Origin of the sequence: Candidatus Pantoea soli (genome assembly GCF_007833795.1) — a bacterium.
In the GTDB taxonomy this organism is placed as follows: Bacteria; Pseudomonadota; Gammaproteobacteria; order Enterobacterales; family Enterobacteriaceae; genus Pantoea; species Pantoea soli.
On the sequence record NZ_CP032702.1, the window covers coordinates 465,830 to 490,645 of the forward strand.

The window sequence follows — 24,816 nt, forward strand, 5'->3', positions numbered from 1 at the left end:
GTGCCCGCGCAGGCGCCTTTTCGCCGGACAGACACGCTACGCGCGGTGGCGCGGCCTGTCCGGTCGGGCGGGAGCCGGCAAACGCTGAGCGCTACGCCAGCAGCTGCTGCAACAGCGGCCCGATCTGCGCAAACAGCGGTGGAGAAATGATCTCTGCATGCGTACACGCCAGCGGATAGACGGTCAGCTCCTCAACATAAGGTGCCCAGGCGCGGCGGGCGTCCAGACCAGGCTGCTGCGTCTGCGTGGCCAGAAACAGCGTGGCGCGTCCGGCAAACCGCGCGCTGCGTGCGGTGGCCAGCAGCCGCACTGCGCTGGCGTAGTTGGCTTCAATGCTGTCAAACATCGCCTGCATCTCTTCCCCCGCCTGATGACGCTGCGCGGCAATAAACTGCTCGCGCTCGCGATTGACCTCGGCGAGTACTGCCGGATCGGGGACATTTTCTCCGCGCTTCTCGTCCCAGTTCTGCGTTTCCGGCGGCCAGGTGTCCAGCAGCCCGAGAAAGGCCACGTCTTCACCGGCTGCCGTCAGGCGGGCAGCAATGCCCTGCGCCAGCGTGCCGCCAAGCGAATAGCCCAGGAAATAGTAAGGTCCGTGCGGTTGCACCTCTCGCAGCGTGCGCAGATGCGCCTCGCACACCTCATCCAGATGCTGACTCTGGTTCAGCGGGCCGGCGCGATCGGGCGACTGAATCCCCACCAGCGACCAGCGCGGATCCAGATAGCGTTGCAGAATGCTGAATTGCCAGGCAAATCCGGAGGCCGGATGGAAGCAAAAGAGCGTCGGCCCGCTGCCCTGGCGCAGCGGCAGCACCGCTTCAAATCCGGCCTGCTGATGCGGCTGGCTGTCATCAAGCAGTGCCGCCAGTTTTTCCACCGTGGAGGCCACCATAATCTGCCCGACCGACACCGGCTGCTGCAGTTCCCGGCGCAGCTGCGCGGCTAACCGCATCGCCAGCAGCGAGTGGCCGCCCAGCGCAAAAAAGTCATCCTGTGCCGTGAGCGTGTCGCAGCCCAGAAGATGGCAAAACGCGGCGGCCAGCCGGGTTTCCAGCCCCGGTCGCGGGGCACGTCCGCAGCTGGCCGGCGTGGCCTGCGGCAGCGGCAGCGCTTTGCGATCCAGCTTCCCGTTGCTGCTGAGCGGGAAAGCCGCCAGCTGCACAATCGCGACCGGCACCATGTGCGCCGGCAGCTGCTGCGCCAGCGCCGCACGCACCGCTTCGCTCTCTGCCGGCTGGCTGGCGATCACATAGCTTACCAGCTGGCGCGCATCGCCCCCGCCGGTGGCCGCGCCCAGCACCACCGCATGGGTGACGGCCTGCCCGATTCCCGGCAGCGCGCAGAGCGCGTGATCGATCTCTTTCAGCTCAATGCGCTGGCCGCGGATTTTAAGCTGATCGTCGCTGCGCCCCAGATACTCCACGGCACCGTTATCCAGCCAGCGAGCAATGTCACCGGTGAGATACATGCGTTCGCCGGGGACGAACGGGTCGGCGATAAAGCGGCTGGCGGTCAGATCAGGTCGGTGCAGATACCCGTGCGCCAGCTGAATACCGGTGAGGTAGAGATCGCCCGCCACGCCCGGCGGCACCGGCTGCATCTGCGCATCCAGAATGCGCAGGCCGGTATTCCAGACGGGAAAACCAATCGGCACGTCCGGTCCGGTCAACGCCGCCAGCGCCGCGCCAAAAGCCGGATAAGCACTGACATCCACTGCGGCTTCGGTCGGGCCATACAGATTATGCAGCGGCACCTGCGTCAGTTTTTCCCACGCGCGCGCCAGATCGGCAGGTAACGCTTCGCCGCTGCAGAACACCTGCCGCAGGCTGCGGCAGCAGGCCAGCGCCTGCGGTGTGTCCAGCGCGGCGACAAAGGCAGCCAGCATAGACGGGACGAAATGGGTGACGGTGACGTTATAGCGGGCAAACAGCTGCTGCAGTGCATGGGGATCGCGGTGCGCATCCGGCGGAGCCATCACCAGCTGTGCGCCGCTCAGCAGCGGCCAGAAAAACTCCCACACGGAGACGTCAAAGCTGCTGGGCGTTTTCTGCAGCACCACGTCGTCAGCCTGCAGCGGATAGCGGTCCTGCATCCACAGCAGGCGATTAACGATGGCTTCATGCCCCACCAGCACGCCCTTCGGCCGGCCGGTGGAGCCGGAGGTATAAATCACATAGGCGCCGTCCTGCGGCTCAGGTGCCGTGGCGGGCGCCGGGGCATCGTCACGGGTATATAGCCGGTCAAACAGGCGTTGTGACACCGGGGAAATGGCGGCGAAGCGTGCGCTCAGCGGCGTGCAGGTGATCAGCAGCGCCGCGGCGGCATCCTCCAGCATCAGCTGCAGCCGTTCATCCGGATAGCCAGTATCCAGCGGCAGATAGATCGCCCCCAGCGCCACAATCGCCTGCAGCGCCAGCGAGAGCTGCACCGATCGCGGCAGCGCCACGGCGACAATATCGCCGCGCTGCACACCGGCGGTGCGGAGGTCGTCAGCCAGCGCAAACACCTGCTGCTGCATCTGGCGATAGCTGAGCTGATGCGCGGCGTCCGCCAGCGCCGGGGCCGCCGGGGTACGCGCCGCCTGGCGCGCCAGCAGCGAAGCCAGCGTCTCAGCCGGCAGCGGGTGCGCGGTCTGATTAACCGTAGCCAGCAGCTGCTGATCTTCCGGCGTCAGCAGACTGAGCTCACCCAGCGCCTGCCGGGGAGCCGCCGCCAGCTGCGCAAGCAGCAGCGCAAACCGGCTGGCGTGCTGCTGCAGCGTTGCCGGCTGATAGCGCGCCGCATTGGCCAGCAGCTCCAGCGTCAGCTCACCCTGTTCGCCCAGGTAAAGGGCAATTTCCAGGTCGCGCACCGGCCCGGAGGCCAGCGCATGGGTCGTGCCCGCAATACCGGCAAAATCCAGCTGGTAGTCAAACATCTTCAGATTGATCACCGGACTATAAAGCGGATCGCCATCGCCGGCGCGGCCCAGATCGCGCTGCACCTGTTCCGCATCGTAGCGCTGGTGGCGCCGCACCGTTTTCACCTCTGCAGCCAGCTGAACGGCCAGATCCTGTAATGGCTGAGCGGGGTCGTAATGCACCGCCACCGGCAGCACATTGATCACCGGGCCGGTGGCGCTCAGCGCGACCGAACCGATACGGCGCATAAAGATAAAACCGGTCGTAAATGCTGTCTGACCGCTCAGGCGCGCCAGCCAGAGCGCCACCAGCGCCACGGCCAGATCGGCGGCGCTGAGCTGCGGATGCTGATGCGTCAGGGCGCAGAACGCAGCGCGATCGAGCGTCACGCTATGGCGCAGCAGATCCGCCGCGGGAGACGCACCGGCCAGCGGCAGTGGCGAAAGCGAAGCCGGTGGCGGCAGCGTCTGGCCTTTTTCGCGCCAGAACGCCGCGTCGCGTTGCCATGCGGCAGATGCCTGATAACGCTGATACTCCGCCACTACCTCACGAAACGGGATAAAAGGCGCTGGCGCGGCGGGCTGCTGCTGCACGGCCGCGCTGTAGAGGCTGGCAATGCGGCGTGTCAGCGCGGTAAAGCTGAAGCCATCAAGCACCAGATGGTGATAGCGCTGATACCAGAACCAGTGGCGATCGCCGAGGCGAAACAGCCGGTGATGCCATAACGGCGCACCGCTCAGCACGCGCAAATCGCTCTGCAGATCGTTGCGCATCAGCGCCTGCGCCGCGGCGGCAGGACTGGCCTCATGGCGTAAATCCACCACGTCGGGCGCCGTGAAGTGCTGCGGCTGCGGCCACTGTCGTGGCTCGCCGTCGATTTCACCAAAAGCCATGTTCAGCGTGTCGGCTTCCTGCATGCCAGCCACAATAGCCTGCTGCAACAGCGGGATATCTATCGCGCCATGCAGTTCGGTAACGTGCGCCACGGCATAGGCGTTGTGCCACGGGGAGAGCTGGTCGGCCATCCAGATACCGGGCTGAGCCGCCACCAGCGGCAGAGTTTGCTGATCAATCGGGGTGTCGTTCATCGGAGATTCCGCTGTCGTCAGGGATCACGCCGGGCGTGAGGGAGAAAGTCGGATTGCGCCACAAAGCTTGCAGACCGTTAAGCAGGCCACCGCGCCAGCACAGCGCGTCGTGTCCGCCTTCGGCCGTCTGGTAGTGCACCGGATAACCCGCTGCGGTCAGTTGTTGTTGTAATTGCTGATTGGCCTGCAGGATCAGGTGTTCGCGCCTGCCTGCTTCCAGCCAGAAACGCAGCGGCCGGGCGGGGGCGAGGCCGTTTTTCAGCGCCTGCAGCAGCCAGCCATGCGGACTGCCCCGATCCGGCCACCAGAACGAGCCGGAGAGGCTCAGGGCGTTGCCAAAGGTATGCGGGAAGTGCAGGGCCGCAAACACCGCTGCCAGCCCGCCAAAGCTCTGGCCGGCGATCACCGTGCTGTCAGCCTGCTGCCGCCACGGCATCACGCGGCTTATCTGCGGCAGCAGCTCCTGCTGCACGGCCTGCCAGAAACGTGTATTACAGGGCAGCTCGTGGCTGCGGCAGGCCGTATCGATACTATCGATAAACAGATAGACTGCGGGCGGCAGCGCCCCCGCGTCCGTCAGCTGCTGCAGCGGGCCGGCAACCGGCATTTGCTCTGCCCAGAACCGACCATCAAGCAGGATAGCCAGCGGACGCTGTTCAGGTGCGGCTTCACCGGTGGCATAGAGCCAGACGCGCCGGCGGTTGCCGAGCAGTGTGCTGTCCCACTGCAGCGATGTCAGGGGAATGAGCGGGGCGGTGCCATTATCTACCGCCTGCCACTCCGGCTGGCCGGGCGCCTGCGGCAGGTGCAGCGGCGAAACCGGCATGCCGCGCCCGCCGGACCAGCCGCGCAGCGGATTGAGCGGATCGGCCGTGGCGCTGACAAAGCGCTGACGCCACCAGTCACGCAGCGCCTGCAGCGTGATCTCGCCGCTGAAATCGCTTGCCCGGGTATCCGGCATCAGGCAGTAGCTGCCGCGCCAGGTTGCGGGCAGGCAGGTTTGCCAGTACCACACATCACTGCGCGCTACGCGCAGCAGCGAGGGCGGCGGCTGGTGCTGATGGTGATCGGTCACGCCGGTGATGTTGATCCACACGCGCTGCGTGGCGGACGTGGTTTCATCGCCCTGCGGATCGCGCCAGAAAAAGGTCACCCGGCAGGTGCCATCCTGTTGCGGCTCAATACGGGGGATCCCCAGAGCACGTTGTGCCTGCCACCAGGCTTCACTGCCGGTATTGTTATGTCGCCCGCTCATCAATCCTGCCAGTCATTGCCCATACGGCAACCTTGCGAAACATTAATTGTTAATACTATTGATAATTATTTGCATTTGCAATAGTGTGGCAGCGCTCGCCCAGAGCGCGCACGTTTCGCCTGCCAGCCGGCACCCGCCGGGTTTGCGCTAAGGAAGGCACGGCCAGGTGTGAAGCGTTGCGGTATCAGAACAGGGACCTTCTTACCGGCTCGCCAGCAAAACGGCTGCAGCGTTTTCTGGTCATCCAGGATTGAAAACAATGAAAAATAGTGTGCGTTTAACCTTCACCGGCTGGCTTGAACTGGGGCTCAGCGCCACGCTGCTCTCTGCCAGCGTCTGCGCCGCCGACAATGCCGATACCTCTCACCCGACCGCGCCCGAGGCGGCTGCCGTGAACGGCGGGACGCTGATGGTGACGGCGCAGCAGCAGACGCTGCAGGCGCCCGGCGTGTCGACCATTTCCGCTGACGAAATCAAAAAGCATCCGCCCGCGCGCGACCTGTCGGAAATCATCCGCACCATGCCAGGCGTCAACCTGACCGGCAACTCCACCAGCGGCCAGCGCGGCAATAACCGTCAGATCGACATTCGCGGCATGGGGCCGGAAAACACCCTGATTATGGTCGATGGCATGCCGGTAACCAGCCGCAATTCAGTGCGTCTGGGCTGGCGCGGTGAGCGTGATACGCGCGGCGACACGAACTGGGTGCCGCCGGAGATGATCGATCACATCGATATCATTCGTGGTCCCGCCGCGGTGCGCTACGGCAATGGCGCGGCGGGCGGGGTCGTCAATATCATCACGAAAAAGTCCGGCGATGCGCAGTGGCACGGTTCGTGGAACGCCTACTACAACGTGCCGGAACATAAAGCGGAAGGGGCGACCCGTCGCACCAGTTTCAGCCTTGAAGGGCCGCTGGGTGATGAGGTGAATTTCCGGCTGTACGGCGGTTTAGCGAAAACGCAGGCCGATGCCTACGATATCAACGCCGGCCATGCGGCGGCACGTACCGGCAGCTATGCCGGCAGTTATCCGGCCGGGCGGGAAGGTGCCGTTAATAAAGATATTAACGCGTTGCTGAGCTGGGCTTTTGCGCCGATGCAAACCCTGGAGCTACAGGGCGGATACAGCCGGCAGGGGAATCTGTACGCTGGCGATACGCAGAATACCAACACCAGCGCGCTGGTAAAACGGCTGTACGGTGAGGAGACCAACCGGCTTTATCGCCAGACGCTGTCGCTGAAATGGAGCGGCGCATGGGATAACGGGATCAGCACCAACACTTACGCACGCTATGAGAAGACCCGTAACAGCCGTATCAATGAAGGGCTGGCGGGCGGCACGGAAGGCATCTTCTCTGACAGTGGCTTCAGCACCATTCAGCTGGACGACCTGCTGCTGCACAGTGAAGTGAGTCTGCCGTTTGAATTCGGTGTGAACCAGACCGCCACGCTGGGCAGTGAATGGAATCAGCAGCGGATGAAAGATCCTTCTTCAACAACTCAGGCCGCCAGCAATGGCGCGGTGCCGGGCATCGCCAGTACCGGCCGCAGTCCCTATGCCCGGGCGGAAATCTTTTCGCTGTTTGCCGAAGACAATATGGAGCTGACCGACAGCACGATGCTGACGCCGGGGCTGCGGTTTGATCATCACTCCATTGTCGGGGATAACTGGAGCCCGTCGCTGAATCTGTCGCAGGGGCTGGGCGATGATCTCACGCTGAAGATGGGCATTGGCCGCGCGTATAAAGCCCCGAGCCTGTATCAGACCAACCCGAACTATCTGCTGTACAGCAACGGCCAGGGCTGCGCTGCCAGCACCGGTGCCTGTTACCTGCAGGGCAATAGCGATCTGAAAGCGGAAAACAGCATCAATAAAGAGGTGGGCCTGGAGTGGAAACACGCAGGCTATCAGGCCGGCCTGACCTGGTTCCGCAACGATTATCGCAACAAGATTGAAGCGGGTTACAGTCCGGTCAGCAAAGCGTCCAATGGCCGCACGGATATCTATAAATGGGAAAATGTGCCGAAAGCGGTGGTGGAAGGGCTGGAAGGCACCGTTAATCTGCCGCTTGCTGACAGCGTGATGTGGAACAACAACTTCACCTACATGCTGCAAAGCAAAAATAAGGAGACGGGCGATCGGCTGTCAATTATTCCGGCCTATACGCTGAATACGGCGCTGAGCTGGCAGGCGACCCAGGATTTGTCGCTGCAAACCACCCTGACGTGGTACGGCACGCAGACACCGAAAAAGTATGACTACAAAGGTCAGCCGGTGACCGGCAGCGCACGTGATAAAGTGGCGCCTTATTCTGTTCTTGGCCTGAGCGGCACCTACGCGATCAACCGCTACGCCAGCGTTACGCTGGGTATCGACAACCTGTTCGATAAGCGTCACTTCCGGGCGGGCAACGCGCAGACCACCGGCAACACCACCACTGGCGCGTATCTTTATGGAGCCGGAGCCAATACCTACAACGAATCCGGTCGCACCTGGTTTATGAGCCTGAACACGCATTTCTGACGTTTCAGCCAATCAGATGATGCGGTAAAACGCAGCGGGCGATCAGTCCGCTGCGATCTTCGCGGTTTACCAGCGTCAGCGTACCGCGGTGCATCTGCACAATACGCAGCACGATATTCAAACCCAGCCCGCTGCCGCCGTAGCGCTGATCGCGGCGGCGGAAAGCCTGGGTTAACTCCTCTGCCGCATCGGCATCAATCCCCGGCCCCTGATCCCACACTTCCACTGTTACCTGCTGTTTGTCCTGCAGCAGTTTCACCGTAACCTCGCTGCCTTCCGGGCTGTAGCGTGAGGCATTCTCCAGCAGGTTGCGCAGCATCAGACGCAGCAGTACGGCTTCGCCCTGTTGCGGCACGTCTTCGCCGGCAGGCCAGTGCAGCCTTTGCTGCCGCTGCGCGTAAAGCTCAGCCATCTCTGGTGCCAGCGGCTGCATGATGTCCTGCTGCCACTGTAATTGCTGATAGTGACCCCCGGCCAGCGCCTGCCCGGCACGCGACAGCATCAGCAACTGCTCTACGGTGTGCATCAGCTGATCGATGCGCTCAATCAGCATGGCGCTTTGCGGCACCTGCTGCTGGTGCAGCAGCTCAAGGTGCAGACGCAGGCCAGCCAGCGGCGTGCGCAGCTCGTGAGCGGCATCGGCAGTGAACAGGCGCTCCTGCTGCAGCGTATGGTCAAGCCGGGAAAACAGCTGGTTGATCGAGGAGGTCACCGCCACGATCTCGTCCATTTCTGAATAGACCGGCAGCGGGGTGAGGTTATCGGCGGAACGGTGCGCCAGACTATCCTGCAGCGCGCGCAGCGGGCGGATAATCCAGTTAATTGCCCAGAACGACAGCAGCAGCGTCAGGCAGATCATCACCAGAGATGGCAGCAGCAGTGAGGCGATCGCTTCACGGATTTCATCTTCCACGCGATCGTTGCGCGCCTGCGCAGAGAGGGTTTCATTCACCAGAAAACTGATCTGCTCGCGGCTCTCGTGCCACAGCCAGATGGCGCTCATCACCTGGCAGGTGAGGAGGATCAGCGCCAGCATAATCAGTAACCGCTGACGCATGCTGTTCATTCGCGCAGTTCCAGTCGATAACCTACGCCGCGCACGGTTTTGATACGATCTTTGCCCAGCTTGCGCCGCAGGTTGTGGATGTGAACTTCTAAGGTGTTGGAACCGGGATCGTCGTTCCAGCTGTAGAGATCCTGCTGCAGGGTTTCGCGATGCACATTCTGGCCCACGCGCATCAGCAGGCGCGTCAGCAGCGCAAACTCTTTTGGCGTAATCTCCAGCGGGCGGTTCTCCAGCAGTACCTGCTGTGAGCCGAGGTTGAGCGTCAGATCGCCCTGCTGCAGCAGGTTATCGCTGTGGCCCTGATAGCGGCGGATCAGCGCACGAACGCGCGCCTGCAGTTCGGCCAGCGCAAACGGCTTTACCAGATAATCATCCGCGCCAGCATCCAGCCCGTCTACGCGATCCTCCAGCGCATCGCGCGCTGTGAGGATCAGCACCGGGATCGTCATGCCGTCGCGCCGCCACTGGCGCAGCAGCGTCGCGCCATCGCGATCGGGCAGGCCGAGGTCCAGCACAATGAGACTGTACTGACCGCTGCGCAGCAGGGCATTGCTCTCTGCTGCGGTGCCGGCGCAGTCGACGGCATAGCCCTGACCGCTCAGCGCCTGCGCCAGGCCGGACTGCAACAGCGCATCATCTTCAACGATCAACAGTTTCATTAATTATTCCTGTTAATGTCCGTATAGAGGCGGCTTTCAAAGCGCACCAGCGGAATGCGGCGCGTTTTCTGATCTTCCGGTGGCACGGCATAGCCGGACAGGAACTGCACGAATGCCACGCGTGCGCCGCTGGAAGTGGTAATGAATCCAGCCAGATTATAGACGCCCTGCAGAGAGCCGGTTTTTGCTGAGACCTTGCCATCCAGTCCGGCTTCATGCAGACCGCCGCGGTATTGCAGCGTGCCGTCGTAGCCGGCCAGCGGCAGCATAGAAATATAATTCAGCGTAGCGTCGTTTTTCGCAATGTATTGCAGTACCTGCATCATGGTATCCGGGGCAATCAGGTCATGGCGCGACAGGCCGGAGCCGTCAACCTGAATGCTGTTACCGAGGTCAACGCCGGCTTTTTCGCGCAGAATACGGCGCACCGCATCCGAACCAGCGCGGAAGGTGCCCGGCACGTTGAAGTAGTGATGACCAATGGTGCGGAAGACGGTATCGGCAATCATATTGTCCGATTTCTTCAGCATGGTGTGCAGCAGGGTATGCAGCGGTGCAGACTGGGTGGATGCCAGCACGGTGCCGGGCGAAGTCACCTGTGACTGACGCACCAGATGACCGCTGTAATCAATATCGGCGTCACGCAGCTGGGCTTTGAGGATTTCGCCCGCCCAGGCGGCGCCGTCCTGCACGGCAAAGGCCAGCGGCAGCGGCTCGGCGCGCTGACGCATGCAGCCGGTGAGCGTATAGCGGTTCAGCTCGCCGGGTACTACGTCCAGCTCGCAGTATTGCCCTTCGCCGCTATTGCGGCCGATGGTGCGCACCTGACTGAACATGTGTGCCGGATAGTAAGAGGCAATGCGCACAAAGGCGTTTTCACCCGGCGTGGCAGCGCTGTAGAGGGAAACGGAGAAGCAGTTCTTATCAACGATAGCGGCCCCCGGCGGCGCGCTGAAGCACTGCGTGAGATCGTTCCACGGCCAGCCCGGTGCCATATCATGGCTGGCAAACACCGAGGTATCGATCACCAGATTGCCTTTGATATGCGTGATCCCCTGTTTTTTCAGGGCCGCCACCATATTCCGCAGATCCTGACGCGTCAGTGTCGGATCACCGCCAAAACGCGCCACCAGATCGCCATTCAGCGTGCCATCATTGATAGCGCCTTTGGTCTCCAGCGTGGTCTGAAAATGGAAGTCCGGCCCCAGCTCCAGCAGGGCCGCCAGCGCGGTAACGACCTTCATGGTACTGGCCGGCAGGGCCATCTGTTTGCCGTGATAATCGATTATCGGGGTGGATGCGCCCACTTTTTGTACCATCAGCGCCAGGTTTGCGCCGTCTGGTAAATACTGCATGTATTCATCAACGGGAGCTGCTTGTGCCTGCAGCATAAACGCACAGGTTAATCCGGTAACAAGTCGTGAAAATCGCATAATCTCGCGGTAACTGACGGGTGAAGGCGTCAATACTACGTCCCCGGACGGTGCAAAGTAAACGATGACCCACAGGGAACTCTGGGGTAAAATACGTATCAAAATGCAAAACCGATCCTGACCCGGAAAGCTTTCCGGGTCAGGCTTCTTTTGCTTGTGAAAAGAGGTTACGCGCCGCAGAAGCTGTTTTCTGCTGTCACCGGTCAGGATGACGCCGTTACCCAGGATAGATGACGAGGAGCCAAAATGAATCAGATTCCGATGACGTTAAAAGGCGCTGAGAAGCTGCGTGAAGAGCTGAACGAACTGAAAACCGTTAAGCGTCCACGCATCATCGCTTCCATTGCCGAAGCCCGCGAGCACGGCGACCTGAAAGAGAATGCGGAGTACCACGCGGCACGCGAGGAGCAGGGGTTCTGCGAAGGGCGTATTCAGGAGATTGAAGCCAAACTCTCCAATGCGCAGGTGATTGATGTCACCACGATGCCAAAAACCGGCCGCGTGATTTTTGGCGCGACGGTAACTGTACTCAATCTTGATACCGACGAAGAGTTCACTTACCGCATTGTGGGCGACGACGAAGCGGACTTTAAGCAGAACCTGATTTCCGTGAACTCGCCGATGGCACGTGGCCTGGTGGGGAAAGAGGCGGACGACGTTGCCATTGTGAAAACCCCGGGCGGCGATGTGGAATATGAAGTGCTGAAGGTGGAATACATCTAAGATGTTGCTACGCTTTGAAATGCGTAGCGGCATATTGTAAAGAAAGGAAAAAGGCCGCGCTGCGGCCTTTTATCCCATGCCGGAGCATGGCACTTTCTCTGCCCGTTATCACCGCTTGCGCGGTTCGCTTAACGTGGCAGAGTAATTTTGCGCTCCTGGGCAGGGCGATACAGCACCAGCACATTGCCGATAACCTGCACATTGCTTGCTTTGGTCTCACGCACGATGGCTTCAACGATCAGCTGTTTGGTTTCACGATCTTCCGCGGCAATTTTTACCTTGATCAATTCGTGATGGTTGAGCGCCAGTTCGATCTCGGCGAGCACGCCTTCGGTCAGGCCGTTACCGCCAATCATCACGACAGGTTTCAGCGGATGGGCAAGGGCTTTCAGGTGCTGTTTTTGTTTGGTACTCAGATTCATCGTATTATTTGCTTACTCAGGGATTGAAAACGGTTCATTCTACCGCCATCTCGAGTGTATCGCCAAATCAACGCGACCCCATGCGTGCTGATTTATCGCTACGATGACGATTTAACTGGAAATATTATGACGGGTAAAAAGCGTTCGGCCAGTTCCAGTCGCTGGCTTCAGGAACACTTTAGCGATAAATATGTGCAACAGGCACAGAAAAAAGGGTTGCGTTCGCGCGCCTGGTTTAAACTTGAAGAAATTCAGCAGGGTGACAAGCTTTTCAAACCCGGCATGACTGTCGTTGATTTGGGTGCTGCCCCCGGCGGCTGGTCGCAATATGTGGTACAACAGATTGGCGCAAATGGCCGTATCATCGCCTGTGATTTGCTGCCGATGGACCCGATTGTCGGCGTCGATTTTCTGCAGGGCGATTTCCGTGATGAGGCCGTGCTGAAAGCGCTGCTGGAGCGGGTGGGCGATCAGAAAGTTCAGGTGGTAATGTCTGACATGGCCCCGAACATGAGCGGAACGCCAGCGGTAGATATTCCGCGTTCAATGTATTTGGTTGAACTGGCGCTGGAAATGTGTCGGGATGTACTGGCACCGGGCGGCAGTTTTGTTGTGAAAGTGTTTCAGGGAGATGGCTTCGATGAATACCTGCGGGAAATTCGCTCCCTGTTTACGAAAGTGAAAATTCGTAAGCCGGACGCTTCGCGATTACGTTCGCGCGAAGTGTACATTGTGGCGACAGGGCGCAAACTGTAGCCCTTAGTATCGGGATCAAAACAAGGTAAGAGTGCGTTTATTCTGATGTCAGATTCTGAGTTTCAGGGTAAAGCAGCAAATTCAGCCGCGACGCGATTCCAGGTATGAAGGATATATAGTACCCTACGCTGTCTGTTAACACCGTTGTAATATGAGGTTAATCCCTTGAGTGACATGGCGAAAAACCTGATTCTCTGGTTAGTCATCGCGGTCGTGCTGATGTCTGTCTTCCAGAGCTTTGGGCCCAGCGAGTCGAATGGCCGTAGGGTTGATTATTCAACCTTCCTGTCGGAAGTGAACCAGGATCAGGTCCGCGAGGCACGTATTAACGGGCGTGAGATTAACGTAACTAAAAAAGACAGTAATAAATATACGACCTACATTCCTGTCAATGATCCCAAGTTACTCGATAACCTGTTGACCAAAAACGTCAAAGTGGTTGGCGAACCACCGGAAGAACCGAGCCTGCTGGCTTCTATCTTCATCTCCTGGTTCCCGATGCTGCTGTTGATTGGCGTCTGGATCTTCTTTATGCGGCAGATGCAGGGCGGCGGCGGCAAGGGCGCGATGTCCTTCGGCAAAAGCAAAGCCCGCATGCTGACCGAAGATCAGATCAAAACCACCTTTGCTGATGTCGCTGGCTGTGATGAAGCGAAAGAAGAGGTGGGTGAGCTGGTTGAGTACCTGCGTGAACCAAGCCGCTTCCAGAAACTGGGGGGTAAAATTCCCAAAGGCGTGCTGATGGTGGGCCCGCCGGGTACCGGTAAAACGCTGCTGGCAAAAGCGATTGCCGGCGAAGCAAAAGTGCCGTTCTTTACCATTTCTGGTTCGGACTTCGTGGAAATGTTCGTCGGTGTCGGTGCATCGCGCGTGCGTGACATGTTCGAACAGGCGAAAAAAGCGGCGCCGTGCATCATCTTTATTGATGAGATCGATGCGGTAGGCCGTCAGCGTGGTGCCGGTTTAGGCGGCGGTCACGACGAACGTGAGCAGACCCTGAACCAGATGCTGGTTGAGATGGATGGCTTTGAAGGTAATGAAGGCATCATCGTTATCGCCGCAACTAACCGTCCGGATGTGCTGGACCCGGCGCTGCTGCGTCCAGGCCGTTTCGACCGTCAGGTAGTGGTTGGACTGCCAGACGTGCGTGGTCGTGAGCAGATCCTGAAAGTGCATATGCGCCGCGTGCCGCTGGCCACTGACATTGATGCTGCGATCATCGCACGCGGTACGCCTGGCTTCTCGGGCGCGGACCTGGCAAACCTGGTCAACGAAGCGGCGCTGTTTGCTGCCCGCGGCAACAAACGCGTCGTGTCGATGGTTGAGTTCGAAAAAGCCAAAGACAAAATCATGATGGGTGCGGAACGCCGCTCCATGGTGATGACCGAAGCCCAGAAAGAGTCCACCGCGTACCACGAAGCGGGTCACGCCATTATTGGTCGCCTGGTGCCGGAACACGATCCGGTGCATAAAGTGACGATTATCCCGCGCGGTCGCGCGCTGGGTGTGACCTTCTTCCTGCCTGAGGGCGACGCGATCAGCGCCAGCCGTCAGAAACTGGAAAGCCAGATTTCCACGCTGTACGGCGGCCGTCTGGCAGAAGAGATCATCTACGGTGCGGAACACGTGTCGACTGGTGCCTCTAATGACATTAAAGTGGCGACCAACCTGGCACGTAACATGGTGACCCAGTGGGGCTTCTCGGAAAAACTCGGTCCGCTTCTGTATGCAGAAGAAGACGGGGAAGTGTTCCTTGGCCGTTCAGTCGCAAAAGCCAAGCACATGTCCGATGAAACGGCACGCATCATCGACCAGGAAGTGAAGCATCTGATCGACAGCAACTATCAGCGTGCACGCCGTATTCTGGGTGAAAACATGGACATCCTTCACGCGATGAAAGACGCGCTGATGAAGTATGAAACCATTGATGCTCCTCAGATTGACGATCTGATGGCGCGCCGCGAAGTGCGTCCGCCAGCTGGCTGGGAAGACCCGGGCAGCAGCAACTCTGACAGCAACGGTACGCCAAAGGCGCCACGTCCGGTTGATGAACCGCGTACGCCGAACCCTGGCAACACCATGTCAGAGCAGTTCGACAAATAAGAGGCCCGCGCCTCAGCAAAAACCCCGGCCGGTCCGGGGTTTTTTACATTCAGCGATTCTGTTATTCCGAAGGAGATTTCCGCCATGAAGTTGTACGCCCGTGATTCCCATCTCGATCTCTCTTTTCCCCATGTGATGGGCATTCTGAATGTCACGCCGGACTCCTTCTCAGATGGCGGCAGCCACAACACGCTGGTGGATGCGCTGACGCACACCAATGAAATGGTCAATGCCGGCGCCACCATCATTGATGTTGGCGGTGAGTCGACGCGGCCGGGCGCGGACGAAGTCAGCGTGGACGAGGAGCTGGCGCGCGTTATTCCAGTGGTAGAGGCGATTGCGCAGCGTTTTGAAGTGTGGATTTCTGTTGATACCTCAAAAGCCGCAGTGATACGTGAAGCCGCGCGAGTGGGGGCGCATATTATTAATGATGTGCGTTCTCTGTCCGAACCTGGCGCCCTTGAAGCGGCCGCCGAATGCGGCCTGCCGGTGTGTCTGATGCATATGCAGGGCGAGCCGCGGACGATGCAGCAGGCACCGGCCTATCAGGATATTGTGAAAGAAGTGGATGCTTACTTCGCGGCGCAGATCGCCCGTTGTGAATCGGCCGGCATTAAAAAAGAGCATCTGCTGCTCGACCCGGGCTTCGGTTTCGGTAAGAATCTCAGCCACAATTATGAGCTGCTGGCCCATCTCAGCCATTTTCACCATTATGGTCTGCCGCTGCTGGCAGGCATGTCACGGAAATCCATGATTGGCCAGCTGCTAAACGTAGGCCCTTCGCAGCGCCTGACGGGCAGCCTGAGCTGCGCCGTCATTGCGGCAATGCAGGGCGCGCAGATTATTCGTGTGCACGATGTGAAAGAAACCGTTGAGGCGATGCGCATTGTTGAAGCAACACGGAGAGCAAAAGGATAAAGGCATGAGTGAGCGTAAATATTTCGGGACAGATGGTATCCGCGGCAAAGTAGGTGAAGCGCCTATCACACCGGATTTTGTTCTCAAACTGGGCTTTGCTGCCGGAAAAGTGCTGGCGCGTTCGGGCTCGCGTAAGGTCCTGATTGGCAAGGATACCCGCATTTCAGGTTATATGCTGGAGTCGGCGCTGGAAGCAGGCCTGGCGGCAGCCGGCTTATCCGCTGCGTTTACCGGCCCGATGCCCACGCCGGCGATTGCCTATCTGACCCGCACTTTCCGCGCCGAAGCCGGTATCGTGATTTCAGCTTCGCATAACCCGTTTGACGATAACGGTATCAAGTTTTTCTCCGCCGAAGGCACCAAACTGCCTGACGACGTTGAAGCCGCGATTGAGCTGGAGCTGGAAAAACCGCTCACCTGCGTGGAATCCGCTGAGCTGGGCCGTGCCAGCCGCATCGTGGATGCCGCCGGTCGCTACATTGAGTTCTGCAAAGGCACATTCCCGAGTGAGCTGAGCCTGAACGGCCTGAAAATTGTTGTAGACTGCGCCAACGGGGCGACCTACCACATTGCGCCCAACGTGTTGCGTGAGCTGGGTGCGCGGGTTATCGCCATCGGCGTGCAGCCGGACGGCATGAACATCAACAAAGCCTGTGGTGCGACGGACCTGCGTCAGCTGCAGCAGCGCGTGCTGGATGAGCAGGCGGATCTGGGTCTGGCCTACGACGGCGATGGCGATCGCATCATGATGGTGGATCATCTGGGGCAGAAGGTCGATGGCGACCAGATTCTCTATATCATCGCCCGTGAAGCCCTGCGCCAGGGCCAGCTGCGTGGCGGCGTGGTCGGTACGCTGATGAGCAACATGGGGCTGGAGCTGGCGCTGAAACAGCTGGGTATTCCTTTCACCCGCGCCAAAGTGGGCGACCGCTACGTGCTGGAGAAAATGCAGGAAAAAGGCTGGCGCATGGGCGCTGAAAATTCGGGCCATGTTATCCTGCTGGATAAAATCAGCACCGGTGACGGCATTGTTGCAAGTTTGCAAGTGCTCACTGCCATTGTGCGTAATCACATGAGCCTGCACGATCTGTGCAGCGGCATGAAGATGCTGCCGCAGGTGCTGGTGAACGTCCGCTTCAGCGGCAGCCACGATCCGCTGGAAAGTGAAGCGGTAAAAAACGCTGCGGCGGAAGCGGAAAAAATCCTGGCGGGCCGCGGTCGCGTGCTGCTGCGTAAATCCGGGACAGAACCGCTGATTCGCGTGATGGTGGAAGGTGAAGATGAGGCGCAGGTGAACACGCTGGCGCATCAGATTGCCGAAGCGGTAAAAGCGGTATAACGCGATTTTCAGGCGGGACGTTTTGCCGCGTTCCGCCTGTAAAATCACCGCGATGGCGTTTTTTTCTGCAATTGAAATGCTTCGCGAAAATTGCACTTGCAGAGGTTTGCGCCTTTGGTTAGTATTCACACCCGCTTCTGATGGGTGATGACGATACTCCCCGTCAATATTGGTTGAAGCTTTAACTGTGCGGATAACGCGCAAGGAAACAGGTTGATTATGTACGAAGCTCTGTTGGTTGTTTTCCTTATTGTAGCGATTGGCCTCGTAGGTCTGATCATGCTGCAGCAGGGCAAAGGCGCTGATATGGGAGCCTCATTCGGTGCAGGCGCGTCAGGCACGCTGTTCGGTTCAACCGGGTCAGGTAACTTCATGACTCGTATGACTGCAGTACTGGCAACGCTGTTCTTCATTATCAGTCTGATTCTGGGCAACCTGAACAGTAATAAATCTTCCAAAGGAAGCGAGTGGGAAAACCTCACTGCGCCGGCGCAGTCTGAACAGCAGACGCAGCCAGCTAAACCGGCCACGCCGGGCAATGACATCCCGCAGTAAGATCGTCAACGCTTAAGCGACAACGCATCGTCGCAGTCAGTGCAGTACCGAGGTGGTGAAATTGGTAGACACGCTACCTTGAGGTGGTAGTGCTCGAAAGGGCTTACGGGTTCAAGTCCCGTCCTCGGTACCAATTCTCAGTATAACTTGCAATTTTCGCAAGATCGGCGTAATATTCGCCACGTTTTCGGACGCGGGGTGGAGCAGCCTGGTAGCTCGTCGGGCTCATAACCCGAAGGTCGTCGGTTCAAATCCGGCCCCCGCAACCACTTTCCCTAAGAGTTCTTTTTCAAATATACTGTATGCATCGACGGACGCATCATCAGTGAGTTTTTGAAAAAAATTCTTCTGGATGGTGTGCCGAAGCCGCACTGCGGCATACAGGGTCCAGTCACAAAAAGCCCCGAATTTTCGGGGTTTTTTGTTATCAGGAAATCGTAACACTGGGCTATAGGCCCTTTTTTTATGTCTTGGGGGTGGGCTTGTCCACATTAGAGCAAAAATTGACAGAGTTGATCTCTGCTCCGGTAGAAGCGCTTGGCTACGAGCTGGTCGGTATCGAGTTCGTTCGTGGTCGCACATCAACCTTGCGCATCTATATTGATAGTGAAGAGGGTATCAATGTTGATGATTGCGCCGATGTCAGCCACCAGGTGAGCGCTGTGATGGATGTGGAAGATCCGATTACGGTGGCTTACAACCTTGAAGTGTCCTCACCGGGTCTCGATCGTCCTCTCTTCACTGCTGAACACTATGCGCGTTTCGCCGGTGAAGAGGTGAGTCTGGTACTGCGTATGGCCGTGCAGAACCGCCGCAAATGGCAGGGCATCATTAAGTCTGTTGAAGGCGAGATGATCACGGTAACCGTTGAGGGCAACGATGAAGTGTTCGCGCTGAGCAACATTCAGAAAGCGAACCTGGTCCCCCACTTTTAAAAGTCCGGATTGAGGCTAACCAGGATGAACAAAGAGATCTTAGCTGTAGTAGAAGCCGTTTCTAACGAAAAAGCCCTGCCGCGTGAGAAAATCTTCGAAGCGCTGGAGAGCGCTTTGGCCACTGCGACAAAGAAGAAGTATGAGCAGGAAATCGACGTGCGCGTCAGCATTGATCGTCGCAGCGGAGATTTCGATACCTTCCGTCGCTGGCAGGTCGTAGAAGAAGTCACGCAGCCGACGCGCGAGATCACGCTGGAAGCAGCACGCTTTGAAGATGAAGCCTTCAATCTGGGCGATTTCGTCGAAGATCAGATCGAATCTGTCACCTTCGACCGCATCACCACTCAAACGGCCAAGCAGGTTATCGTGCAGAAAGTGCGTGAAGCCGAGCGCGCCATGGTGGTCGATCAGTTCCGCGAGCAGGAAGGCGACATCATCACCGGTGTGGTGAAAAAGGTAAACCGCGACAACATCACGCTGGACCTTGGCAACAACGCTGAAGCGGTTATCGTGCGTGAAGATATGCTGCCGCGTGAAAACTTCCGTCCGGGCGACCGCATTCGCGGCGTCCTGTACGCCGTACGTCCGGAAGCGCGCGGTGCGCAGCTGTTCGTGACCCGTTCCAAGCCGGAAATGCTGATCGAACTGTTCCGCATTGAGGTACCGGAAATCGGCGAAGAAGTTATCGAGATCAAAGCGGCAGCGCGCGATCCGGGTTCACGTGCCAAAATCGCGGTGAAAACCAACGACAAACGTATCGACCCGGTTGGTGCCTGCGTCGGTATGCGCGGTGCGCGCGTTCAGGCGGTTTCCAGTGAACTGGGCGGCGAGCGTATCGATATCGTGCTGTGGGATGATAACCCGGCACAGTTCGTGATTAACGCCATGGCACCTGCCGATGTGGCGTCAATTGTGGTGGATGAAGATAATCACACCATGGATATCGCTGTTGAAGCCGGCAATCTGGCTCAGGCGATCGGCCGTAACGGCCAAAACGTGCGTCTGGCTTCCCAGCTGAGCGGCTGGGAGCTGAACGTGATGACCGTCGATGATCTGCAGGCGAAGCATCAGGCTGAAGCCCATGCAGCAATCGATATGTTCACTAAACATCTCGACATCGACGAAGAGTTCGCCACCGTTCTGGTGGAAGAGGGCTTCTCTTCGCTGGAAGAATTGGCTTATGTGCCAATCAACGAGCTGCTGGAAATCGACGGCCTCGATGAAGAGACCATTGAAGCCCTGCGTGAACGAGCAAAAAATGCGTTAACCACCCTGGCATTAGCGAAAGAAGAGAGCCTTGGTAATCAGGAACCTGCTGAAGACCTGCTGAATCTCGAGGGCCTGGATCGTGCGCTGGCGTATCGCCTGGCGTCGAAAGGCGTTTGCACGCTGGAAGATCTCGCTGAGCAAGGTGTTGACGATCTGACAGATATTGAAGGGCTGGATGATGAGAAGGCCGGTGCGCTGATTATGGCTGCACGTAATATCTGCTGGTTCGGCGATGACGCGTAATAACAGGAAGGAACAGCATGACAGATGTAACCGTAAAATCGCTGGCCGCCGAAATTCAGACTCCGGTCGATCGCCTGGTACAGCAATTTGCTGATGCGGGGATCCGTAAGTCTGAGAACGATGCGGTATCCCAGCAAGAGAAAGAGACCTTACTGTCCCACCTGAATCGTGAACACGGTCAGACCGGTTCAGGTAAACTGACGTTGCAGCGCAAGACGCGCAGCACCTTGAATATTCCAGGCACCGGGGGTAAAAGTAAATCGGTGCAAATCGAAGTCCGCAAAAAGCGCACATACGTGAAAGGCGATGCTGAGGCTGAGCAAGCTCAGGCAGAAGCAGAAGCCCAGGCGCAGCGTGAAGCGGAAGAGCAGGCGCGTCGCGAGGCAGAAGAACAGGCCCGTCGCGAAGCTGAACAAAAAGCGCAACGTGAAGCCGAAGAGAAAGCCAAGCGCGAAGCCGCTGAAAAGGCTAAGCGTGAAGCAGCGGAAAATGAGAAAGTGACTAATCAACCTACCGACGAAATGACCAAGGCTGCGCAATCTGACAAAGCCCGTCGTGAAGCCGAAGCGGCTGAACTGAAGCGTAAAGCAGAAGAAGAAGCCCGCCGTAAGCTTGAAGAAAATGCGCGCCGCGTGGCTGAAGAAGCCCGCCGTCTGGCCGAAGAAAAAGCGGCTGAATGGGAAAAACCGGAAGAAGAAGATAAAGGCGACTATCACGTCACCACTTCGACTCACGCCCGTCAGGCGGAAGACGAGAACGATCGCGAAGTTGAAGGCGGTCGTGGCCGTACCCGTAGCACCAAAGCTGCGCGTCCGGCGAAAAAAGGCAACAAGCACGCGGAAGCCAAAACCGATCGTGAAGAAGCGCGTGCGCAGGTGCGTGGTGGTAAAGGTGGCAAACACCGTAAGCCAAGCTCACTGCAGCAGGGCTTCAACAAGCCAGCCCAGGCCGTTAACCGTGACGTGATCATCGGTGAAACCATCACCGTAGCCGAACTGGCCAACAAAATGGCGGTGAAAGGCTCACTGGTCATCAAAGCGATGATGAAGATGGGGGCCATGGCCACCATCAACCAGGTAATTGACCAGGAAACGGCACAGCTGGTCGCGGAAGAGATGGGTCATAAAGTGATCCTGCGCCGCGAAAACGAGCTGGAAGAAGCGGTAATGGACGATCGTGATACCGATGCAGCACAGGAAAGCCGTGCACCGGTCGTTACCATCATGGGTCACGTTGACCACGGTAAAACCTCTCTGCTGGACTACATCCGTTCCACCAAGGTCGCCTCTGGCGAAGCGGGCGGCATTACCCAGCATATCGGTGCTTACCACGTTGAAACTGACAACGGCATGATCACCTTCCTCGACACCCCAGGCCACGCCGCGTTTACCGCCATGCGTGCCCGTGGTGCGCAGGCAACGGATATCGTTATCCTGGTTGTGGCGGCGGACGACGGCGTGATGCCGCAGACCATCGAAGCTATCCAGCACGCGAAAGCGGCCGGTGTGCCGGTTGTGGTTGCCGTGAACAAGATTGATAAGCCAGAAGCCGATCCGGACCGCGTGAAGAACGAGCTGACGCAGTACGGCATCATCCCGGAAGAGTGGGGCGGCGAGAACATGTTCGTCAACGTGTCGGCCAAAGCCGGTACCGGTATCGACGATCTGCTGAACGCTATCCTGCTGCAGGCGGAAGTGCTGGAACTGACCGCTATCCGTCAGGGTATGGCGAGCGGTGTGGTAATCGAATCGTTCCTGGATAAAGGACGTGGTCCGGTTGCTACCGTGCTGGTACGCGAAGGTACGCTGAACAAAGGCGACATCGTGCTGTGTGGCTTCGAATACGGCCGCGTGCGTGCGATGCGTGATGAGCTGGGTCGCGAAGTGCTGGAAGCGGGTCCGTCCATTCCGGTGGAAATCCTTGGCCTGTCCGGTGTGCCGGCAGCGGGTGATGAAGCGACTGTAGTACGTGACGAGAAGAAAGCGCGTGAAGTGGCGCTGTACCGTCAGGGTAAATTCCGCGAAGTGAAACTGGCGCGTCAGCAGAAGTCCAAGCTGGAAAACATGTTTGCCAACATGACTGAAGGCGAAGTGTCCGAGCTGAACATCGTACTGAAGTCCGACGTACAGGGCTCTGTGGAAGCGATCTCCGACTCGCTGCTGAAACTCTCCACCGACGAAGTGAAGGTGAAGATTATCGGTTCCGGCGTGGGTGGTATCACCGAAACCGACGCCACGCTGGCTGCGGCGTCCAACGCCATCATCCTCGGCTTTAACGTACGTGCAGATGCCTCTGCCCGTCGCGTCATTGACGCGGAAAACGTGGACCTGCGCTACTACTCCGTCATCTATAACCTGATTGACGAAGTGAAAGCGGCGATGAGCGGTATGCTGGCACCGGAGTTCAAACAGCAGATCATCGGTCTGGCCGAAGTGCGTGATGTGTTCAAGTCACCGAAGTTTGGCGCGATTGCCGGCTGTATGGTGACCGAAGGCAACATCAAACGTCACAACCCGATCCGCGTCCTGCGCGACAACGTGGTGATCTACGAAGGCGAGCTGGAATCCCTGCGTCGCTTTAAAGATGACGTCAACGAAGTGCGTAACGGCATGGAGTGTGGTATCGGCGTGAAGAACTACAACGACGTTCGCGTTGGCGATATGATCGAAGTGTTCGAAGTGATTGAAGTTAAACGCACCATCGAGTAATCGTAAGTCGATGTGATGCAATTTGGGAGGCCTCTGGCCTCCCGAATTATTTGGGAGAAATCATTATGGCGAAAGAGTTTGGCCGCCCGCAGCGCGTCGCGCAGGAGTTGCAGAAAGAGATCGCAATTATTCTGCAGCGTGAAATCAAAGACCCGCGTCTCGGCATGATGGTCACCGTCTCTGGCGTGGAAGTCTCACGCGACCTGGCGTATGCCAAAGTGTTCGTGACCTTCCTCAACGACAAAGATGAAGAAGCAGTAAAAAACGGCCTGAAGGCGCTGAAAGAAGCGTCCGGCTACATTCGTATTCTGCTTGGCAAAGCCATGCGTCTGCGTATCGTACCGGAGCTGACCTTCTTCTACGACAACTCGCTGATTGAAGGGATGCGCATGTCGAATCTGGTCTCCAATGTGATCAGGAATGACGCTGAGCGTCGTGGTGAAAGCCCGGCGGAAGATGACAAGGAGGACTGATGAGTCGTCCTCGTCGTCGCGGTCGCGACGTACACGGTGTTTTCCTGCTGGATAAACACCAGGGCGCATCCTCCAACGATGTGCTGCAAAAGGTAAAGCGCCTGTTTCATGCCAATAAAGCGGGCCACACCGGCGCGCTGGATCCGCTGGCGACCGGCATGCTGCCGATCTGCCTCGGCGAAGCCACCAAGTTTTCGCAGTATCTGCTGGACGCTGACAAGCGTTATCGGGTGATCGCCCGGCTGGGCGAGCGTACAGACACGTCTGACGCCGATGGCAACCTTGTCGAAACGCGTCCGGTCAGCTTCAGCCAGCAGGAACTGGATGCCGCACTGGAAAGTTTTCGTGGCGACACCCTGCAGGTGCCGACGATGTTTTCCGCGCTGAAGTACCAGGGCCGCAAGTTATATGAATATGCGCGTGAAGGCATCACCGTACCGCGCGAAGCGCGCCCGATTACCGTGTTTGAGCTGCAGTTCATCCGCTGGGAAGGCAATGAGCTGGAGCTGGAAATCCACGTATCCAAAGGCACCTATATTCGCACCATCATTGACGATTTAGGTGAAAAGCTGGGCTGCGGGGCACACGTGATCATGCTGCGCCGGTTGCAGGTGGCGCGTTATCCGGTTGCGCGGATGATGACATTAGCGCAGCTGCAGACGCTGGCTGAGCAGGTTAACGCGGCAGAAACGCCGGACTACGCGCCGCTGGACGCTTTGCTGCTGCCGATGGACAGCCCGGCCGCTGCTTTTCCGGTGGTGAATCTGCCGGCAGCCACCGCTGCCCTGTTTAAACAGGGGATGCCGGTAAAGGCGGCAGAAGCGCCGGCAAGCGGACTGGTGCGCGTCACGGAAGGTGACGCGGCAAACTTCATTGGGATGGCGGAAATCGCCGGCGACGGGCGTGTGGCGCCGCGTCGACTGGTGGTGGAGTTTCCCGCCTGATCAAAAGCCCGTCCTGGCCGCCACGGCGCATTTGCGTTGCTATCGGGCGAAGAGTAGAATAGCGCGGCTTTAAAAGCGGGCTGCTGAATTAGAGATCGGCACCCATACATTCATTTTTTTACTGGAGTTTATTATGTCTCTAAGCGTAGAAGCTAAAGCAGAGATCGTTGCCAAATACGGTCGTGGCGCTAACGACAGCGGTTCAACTGAAGTTCAGGTTGCTCTGCTGACTGCTCAGATTAACCACCTGCAGGGTCACTTCTCTGAGCACAAGAAAGACCACCACAGCCGTCGCGGTCTGCTGCGCATGGTATCCCAGCGTCGTAAGCTGCTGGACTACCTGAAGCGTAAAGACGTTGCTCGCTACACCAGCCTGATCGAAAGCCTGGGTCTGCGTCGCTAAGTCTGAAGAATCTGATCAACGATGTAGCGTATGCAGTATGCAAAAAGGCGCATCTGGCGATCAGATTTGTGCGAGTTTCGCGAAAAGGGGGCCTTTA

19 protein-coding genes and 2 tRNA genes are annotated in these 24,816 nt (G+C 58.4%); 15 read left to right on the forward strand and 6 right to left on the reverse strand.

Features of this window, described 5'->3' with window-relative positions; genetic code table 11:
- Nucleotides 1-91: 91 nt before the first annotated feature.
- Together D8B20_RS02105 and fes are read right to left on the reverse strand one after the other, a co-directional pair.
- Complete coding sequence (locus D8B20_RS02105) at nucleotides 92-3,988, reverse strand: enterobactin synthase subunit F (protein ID WP_145886697.1); 3,897 nt, start codon at nucleotides 3,986-3,988, stop codon at nucleotides 92-94.
- Nucleotides 3,969-5,243 (reverse strand): enterochelin esterase, encoded by a 1,275-nt coding sequence (gene fes, locus D8B20_RS02110; RefSeq protein ID WP_145886699.1) that lies wholly within the window; start codon nucleotides 5,241-5,243, stop codon nucleotides 3,969-3,971. The genes D8B20_RS02105 and fes overlap by 20 nt, the downstream gene beginning before the upstream one ends.
- A 259-nt stretch (nucleotides 5,244-5,502) precedes the next feature.
- Between fes and D8B20_RS02115 the strand changes: the two genes are divergently transcribed.
- Entirely contained in the window at nucleotides 5,503-7,770 is a 2,268-nt protein-coding gene (locus D8B20_RS02115; protein WP_145886701.1) for a TonB-dependent siderophore receptor, read from the forward strand.
- 4 nt (nucleotides 7,771-7,774) lie between these two features.
- Here D8B20_RS02115 and pmrB read toward each other — a convergent pair whose 3' ends face one another.
- Genes pmrB through dacB form a run of 3 tightly spaced genes read right to left on the reverse strand, consistent with a single transcriptional unit; the run spans nucleotide 7,775 to nucleotide 10,928 of the window.
- Nucleotides 7,775-8,836 carry a two-component system sensor histidine kinase PmrB gene (gene pmrB / locus D8B20_RS02120; RefSeq protein WP_145886703.1) on the reverse strand — a complete coding sequence of 354 codons (1,062 nt, stop codon included), beginning with the start codon at nucleotides 8,834-8,836 and terminating at the stop codon, nucleotides 7,775-7,777.
- Entirely contained in the window at nucleotides 8,833-9,495 is a 663-nt protein-coding gene (gene pmrA, locus D8B20_RS02125) for a two-component system response regulator PmrA (protein ID WP_145886705.1), read from the reverse strand. Before pmrA ends, pmrB begins: the two co-directional genes overlap by 4 nt.
- A complete protein-coding gene (dacB, locus tag D8B20_RS02130) occupies nucleotides 9,495-10,928 on the reverse strand; it encodes a serine-type D-Ala-D-Ala carboxypeptidase (RefSeq protein WP_145886707.1) in 1,434 nt (477 codons plus the stop codon). The genes pmrA and dacB overlap by 1 nt, the downstream gene beginning before the upstream one ends.
- A gap of 246 nt (nucleotides 10,929-11,174) precedes the next feature.
- Between dacB and greA the strand changes: the two genes are divergently transcribed.
- Nucleotides 11,175-11,651: a transcription elongation factor GreA gene (greA, locus tag D8B20_RS02135; RefSeq protein ID WP_145886709.1), complete on the forward strand. Its 477-nt coding sequence runs from the start codon at nucleotides 11,175-11,177 to the stop codon at nucleotides 11,649-11,651.
- Between the two features lie 128 nt (nucleotides 11,652-11,779).
- Here greA and yhbY read toward each other — a convergent pair whose 3' ends face one another.
- Entirely contained in the window at nucleotides 11,780-12,073 is a 294-nt protein-coding gene (yhbY, locus tag D8B20_RS02140) for a ribosome assembly RNA-binding protein YhbY (RefSeq protein ID WP_145886711.1), read from the reverse strand.
- 126 nt (nucleotides 12,074-12,199) lie between these two features.
- Here yhbY and rlmE point away from each other — a divergent pair, with 126 nt between their 5' ends.
- The 13 genes from rlmE to rpsO all read left to right on the forward strand — a co-directional run bounded on the left by rlmE (nucleotide 12,200) and on the right by rpsO (nucleotide 24,719).
- Nucleotides 12,200-12,829: a 23S rRNA (uridine(2552)-2'-O)-methyltransferase RlmE gene (gene rlmE / locus D8B20_RS02145; protein WP_145886712.1), complete on the forward strand. Its 630-nt coding sequence runs from the start codon at nucleotides 12,200-12,202 to the stop codon at nucleotides 12,827-12,829.
- A 174-nt stretch (nucleotides 12,830-13,003) separates the two neighbouring features.
- On the forward strand, nucleotides 13,004-14,932 hold the full coding sequence (gene ftsH, locus D8B20_RS02150; RefSeq protein ID WP_145886714.1) for an ATP-dependent zinc metalloprotease FtsH: 1,929 nt from the start codon (nucleotides 13,004-13,006) through the stop codon (nucleotides 14,930-14,932).
- An 84-nt stretch (nucleotides 14,933-15,016) separates the two neighbouring features.
- Nucleotides 15,017-15,850 carry a dihydropteroate synthase gene (folP, locus tag D8B20_RS02155; protein ID WP_145886716.1) on the forward strand — a complete coding sequence of 278 codons (834 nt, stop codon included), beginning with the start codon at nucleotides 15,017-15,019 and terminating at the stop codon, nucleotides 15,848-15,850.
- Between the two features lie 4 nt (nucleotides 15,851-15,854).
- Complete coding sequence (gene glmM, locus D8B20_RS02160; protein ID WP_145886718.1) at nucleotides 15,855-17,189, forward strand: phosphoglucosamine mutase; 1,335 nt, start codon at nucleotides 15,855-15,857, stop codon at nucleotides 17,187-17,189.
- 219 nt (nucleotides 17,190-17,408) lie between these two features.
- Nucleotides 17,409-17,744, forward strand: coding sequence for a preprotein translocase subunit SecG (gene secG, locus D8B20_RS02165; RefSeq protein ID WP_145886720.1), 336 nt, complete (start codon nucleotides 17,409-17,411; stop codon nucleotides 17,742-17,744).
- Nucleotides 17,745-17,790: 46 nt separating this feature from the next.
- Nucleotides 17,791-17,877 (forward strand) — tRNA-Leu (locus tag D8B20_RS02170).
- A 59-nt stretch (nucleotides 17,878-17,936) separates the two neighbouring features.
- Nucleotides 17,937-18,013: transfer RNA gene (locus tag D8B20_RS02175), tRNA-Met, on the forward strand.
- 213 nt (nucleotides 18,014-18,226) lie between these two features.
- Entirely contained in the window at nucleotides 18,227-18,679 is a 453-nt protein-coding gene (rimP, locus tag D8B20_RS02180) for a ribosome maturation factor RimP (RefSeq protein ID WP_039382276.1), read from the forward strand.
- Between the two features lie 24 nt (nucleotides 18,680-18,703).
- Nucleotides 18,704-20,191: a transcription termination factor NusA gene (gene nusA, locus D8B20_RS02185; RefSeq protein WP_145886722.1), complete on the forward strand. Its 1,488-nt coding sequence runs from the start codon at nucleotides 18,704-18,706 to the stop codon at nucleotides 20,189-20,191.
- A gap of 17 nt (nucleotides 20,192-20,208) precedes the next feature.
- Nucleotides 20,209-22,899: a translation initiation factor IF-2 gene (infB, locus tag D8B20_RS02190; protein WP_145886724.1), complete on the forward strand. Its 2,691-nt coding sequence runs from the start codon at nucleotides 20,209-20,211 to the stop codon at nucleotides 22,897-22,899.
- A gap of 65 nt (nucleotides 22,900-22,964) precedes the next feature.
- Nucleotides 22,965-23,372: a 30S ribosome-binding factor RbfA gene (gene rbfA / locus D8B20_RS02195; RefSeq protein WP_145886726.1), complete on the forward strand. Its 408-nt coding sequence runs from the start codon at nucleotides 22,965-22,967 to the stop codon at nucleotides 23,370-23,372.
- Nucleotides 23,372-24,316, forward strand: coding sequence for a tRNA pseudouridine(55) synthase TruB (gene truB, locus D8B20_RS02200; protein WP_145886728.1), 945 nt, complete (start codon nucleotides 23,372-23,374; stop codon nucleotides 24,314-24,316). The genes rbfA and truB overlap by 1 nt, the downstream gene beginning before the upstream one ends.
- Before the next feature lie 133 nt (nucleotides 24,317-24,449).
- Nucleotides 24,450-24,719 (forward strand): 30S ribosomal protein S15, encoded by a 270-nt coding sequence (gene rpsO / locus D8B20_RS02205; RefSeq protein WP_010615981.1) that lies wholly within the window; start codon nucleotides 24,450-24,452, stop codon nucleotides 24,717-24,719.
- Nucleotides 24,720-24,816: the final 97 nt, after the last annotated feature.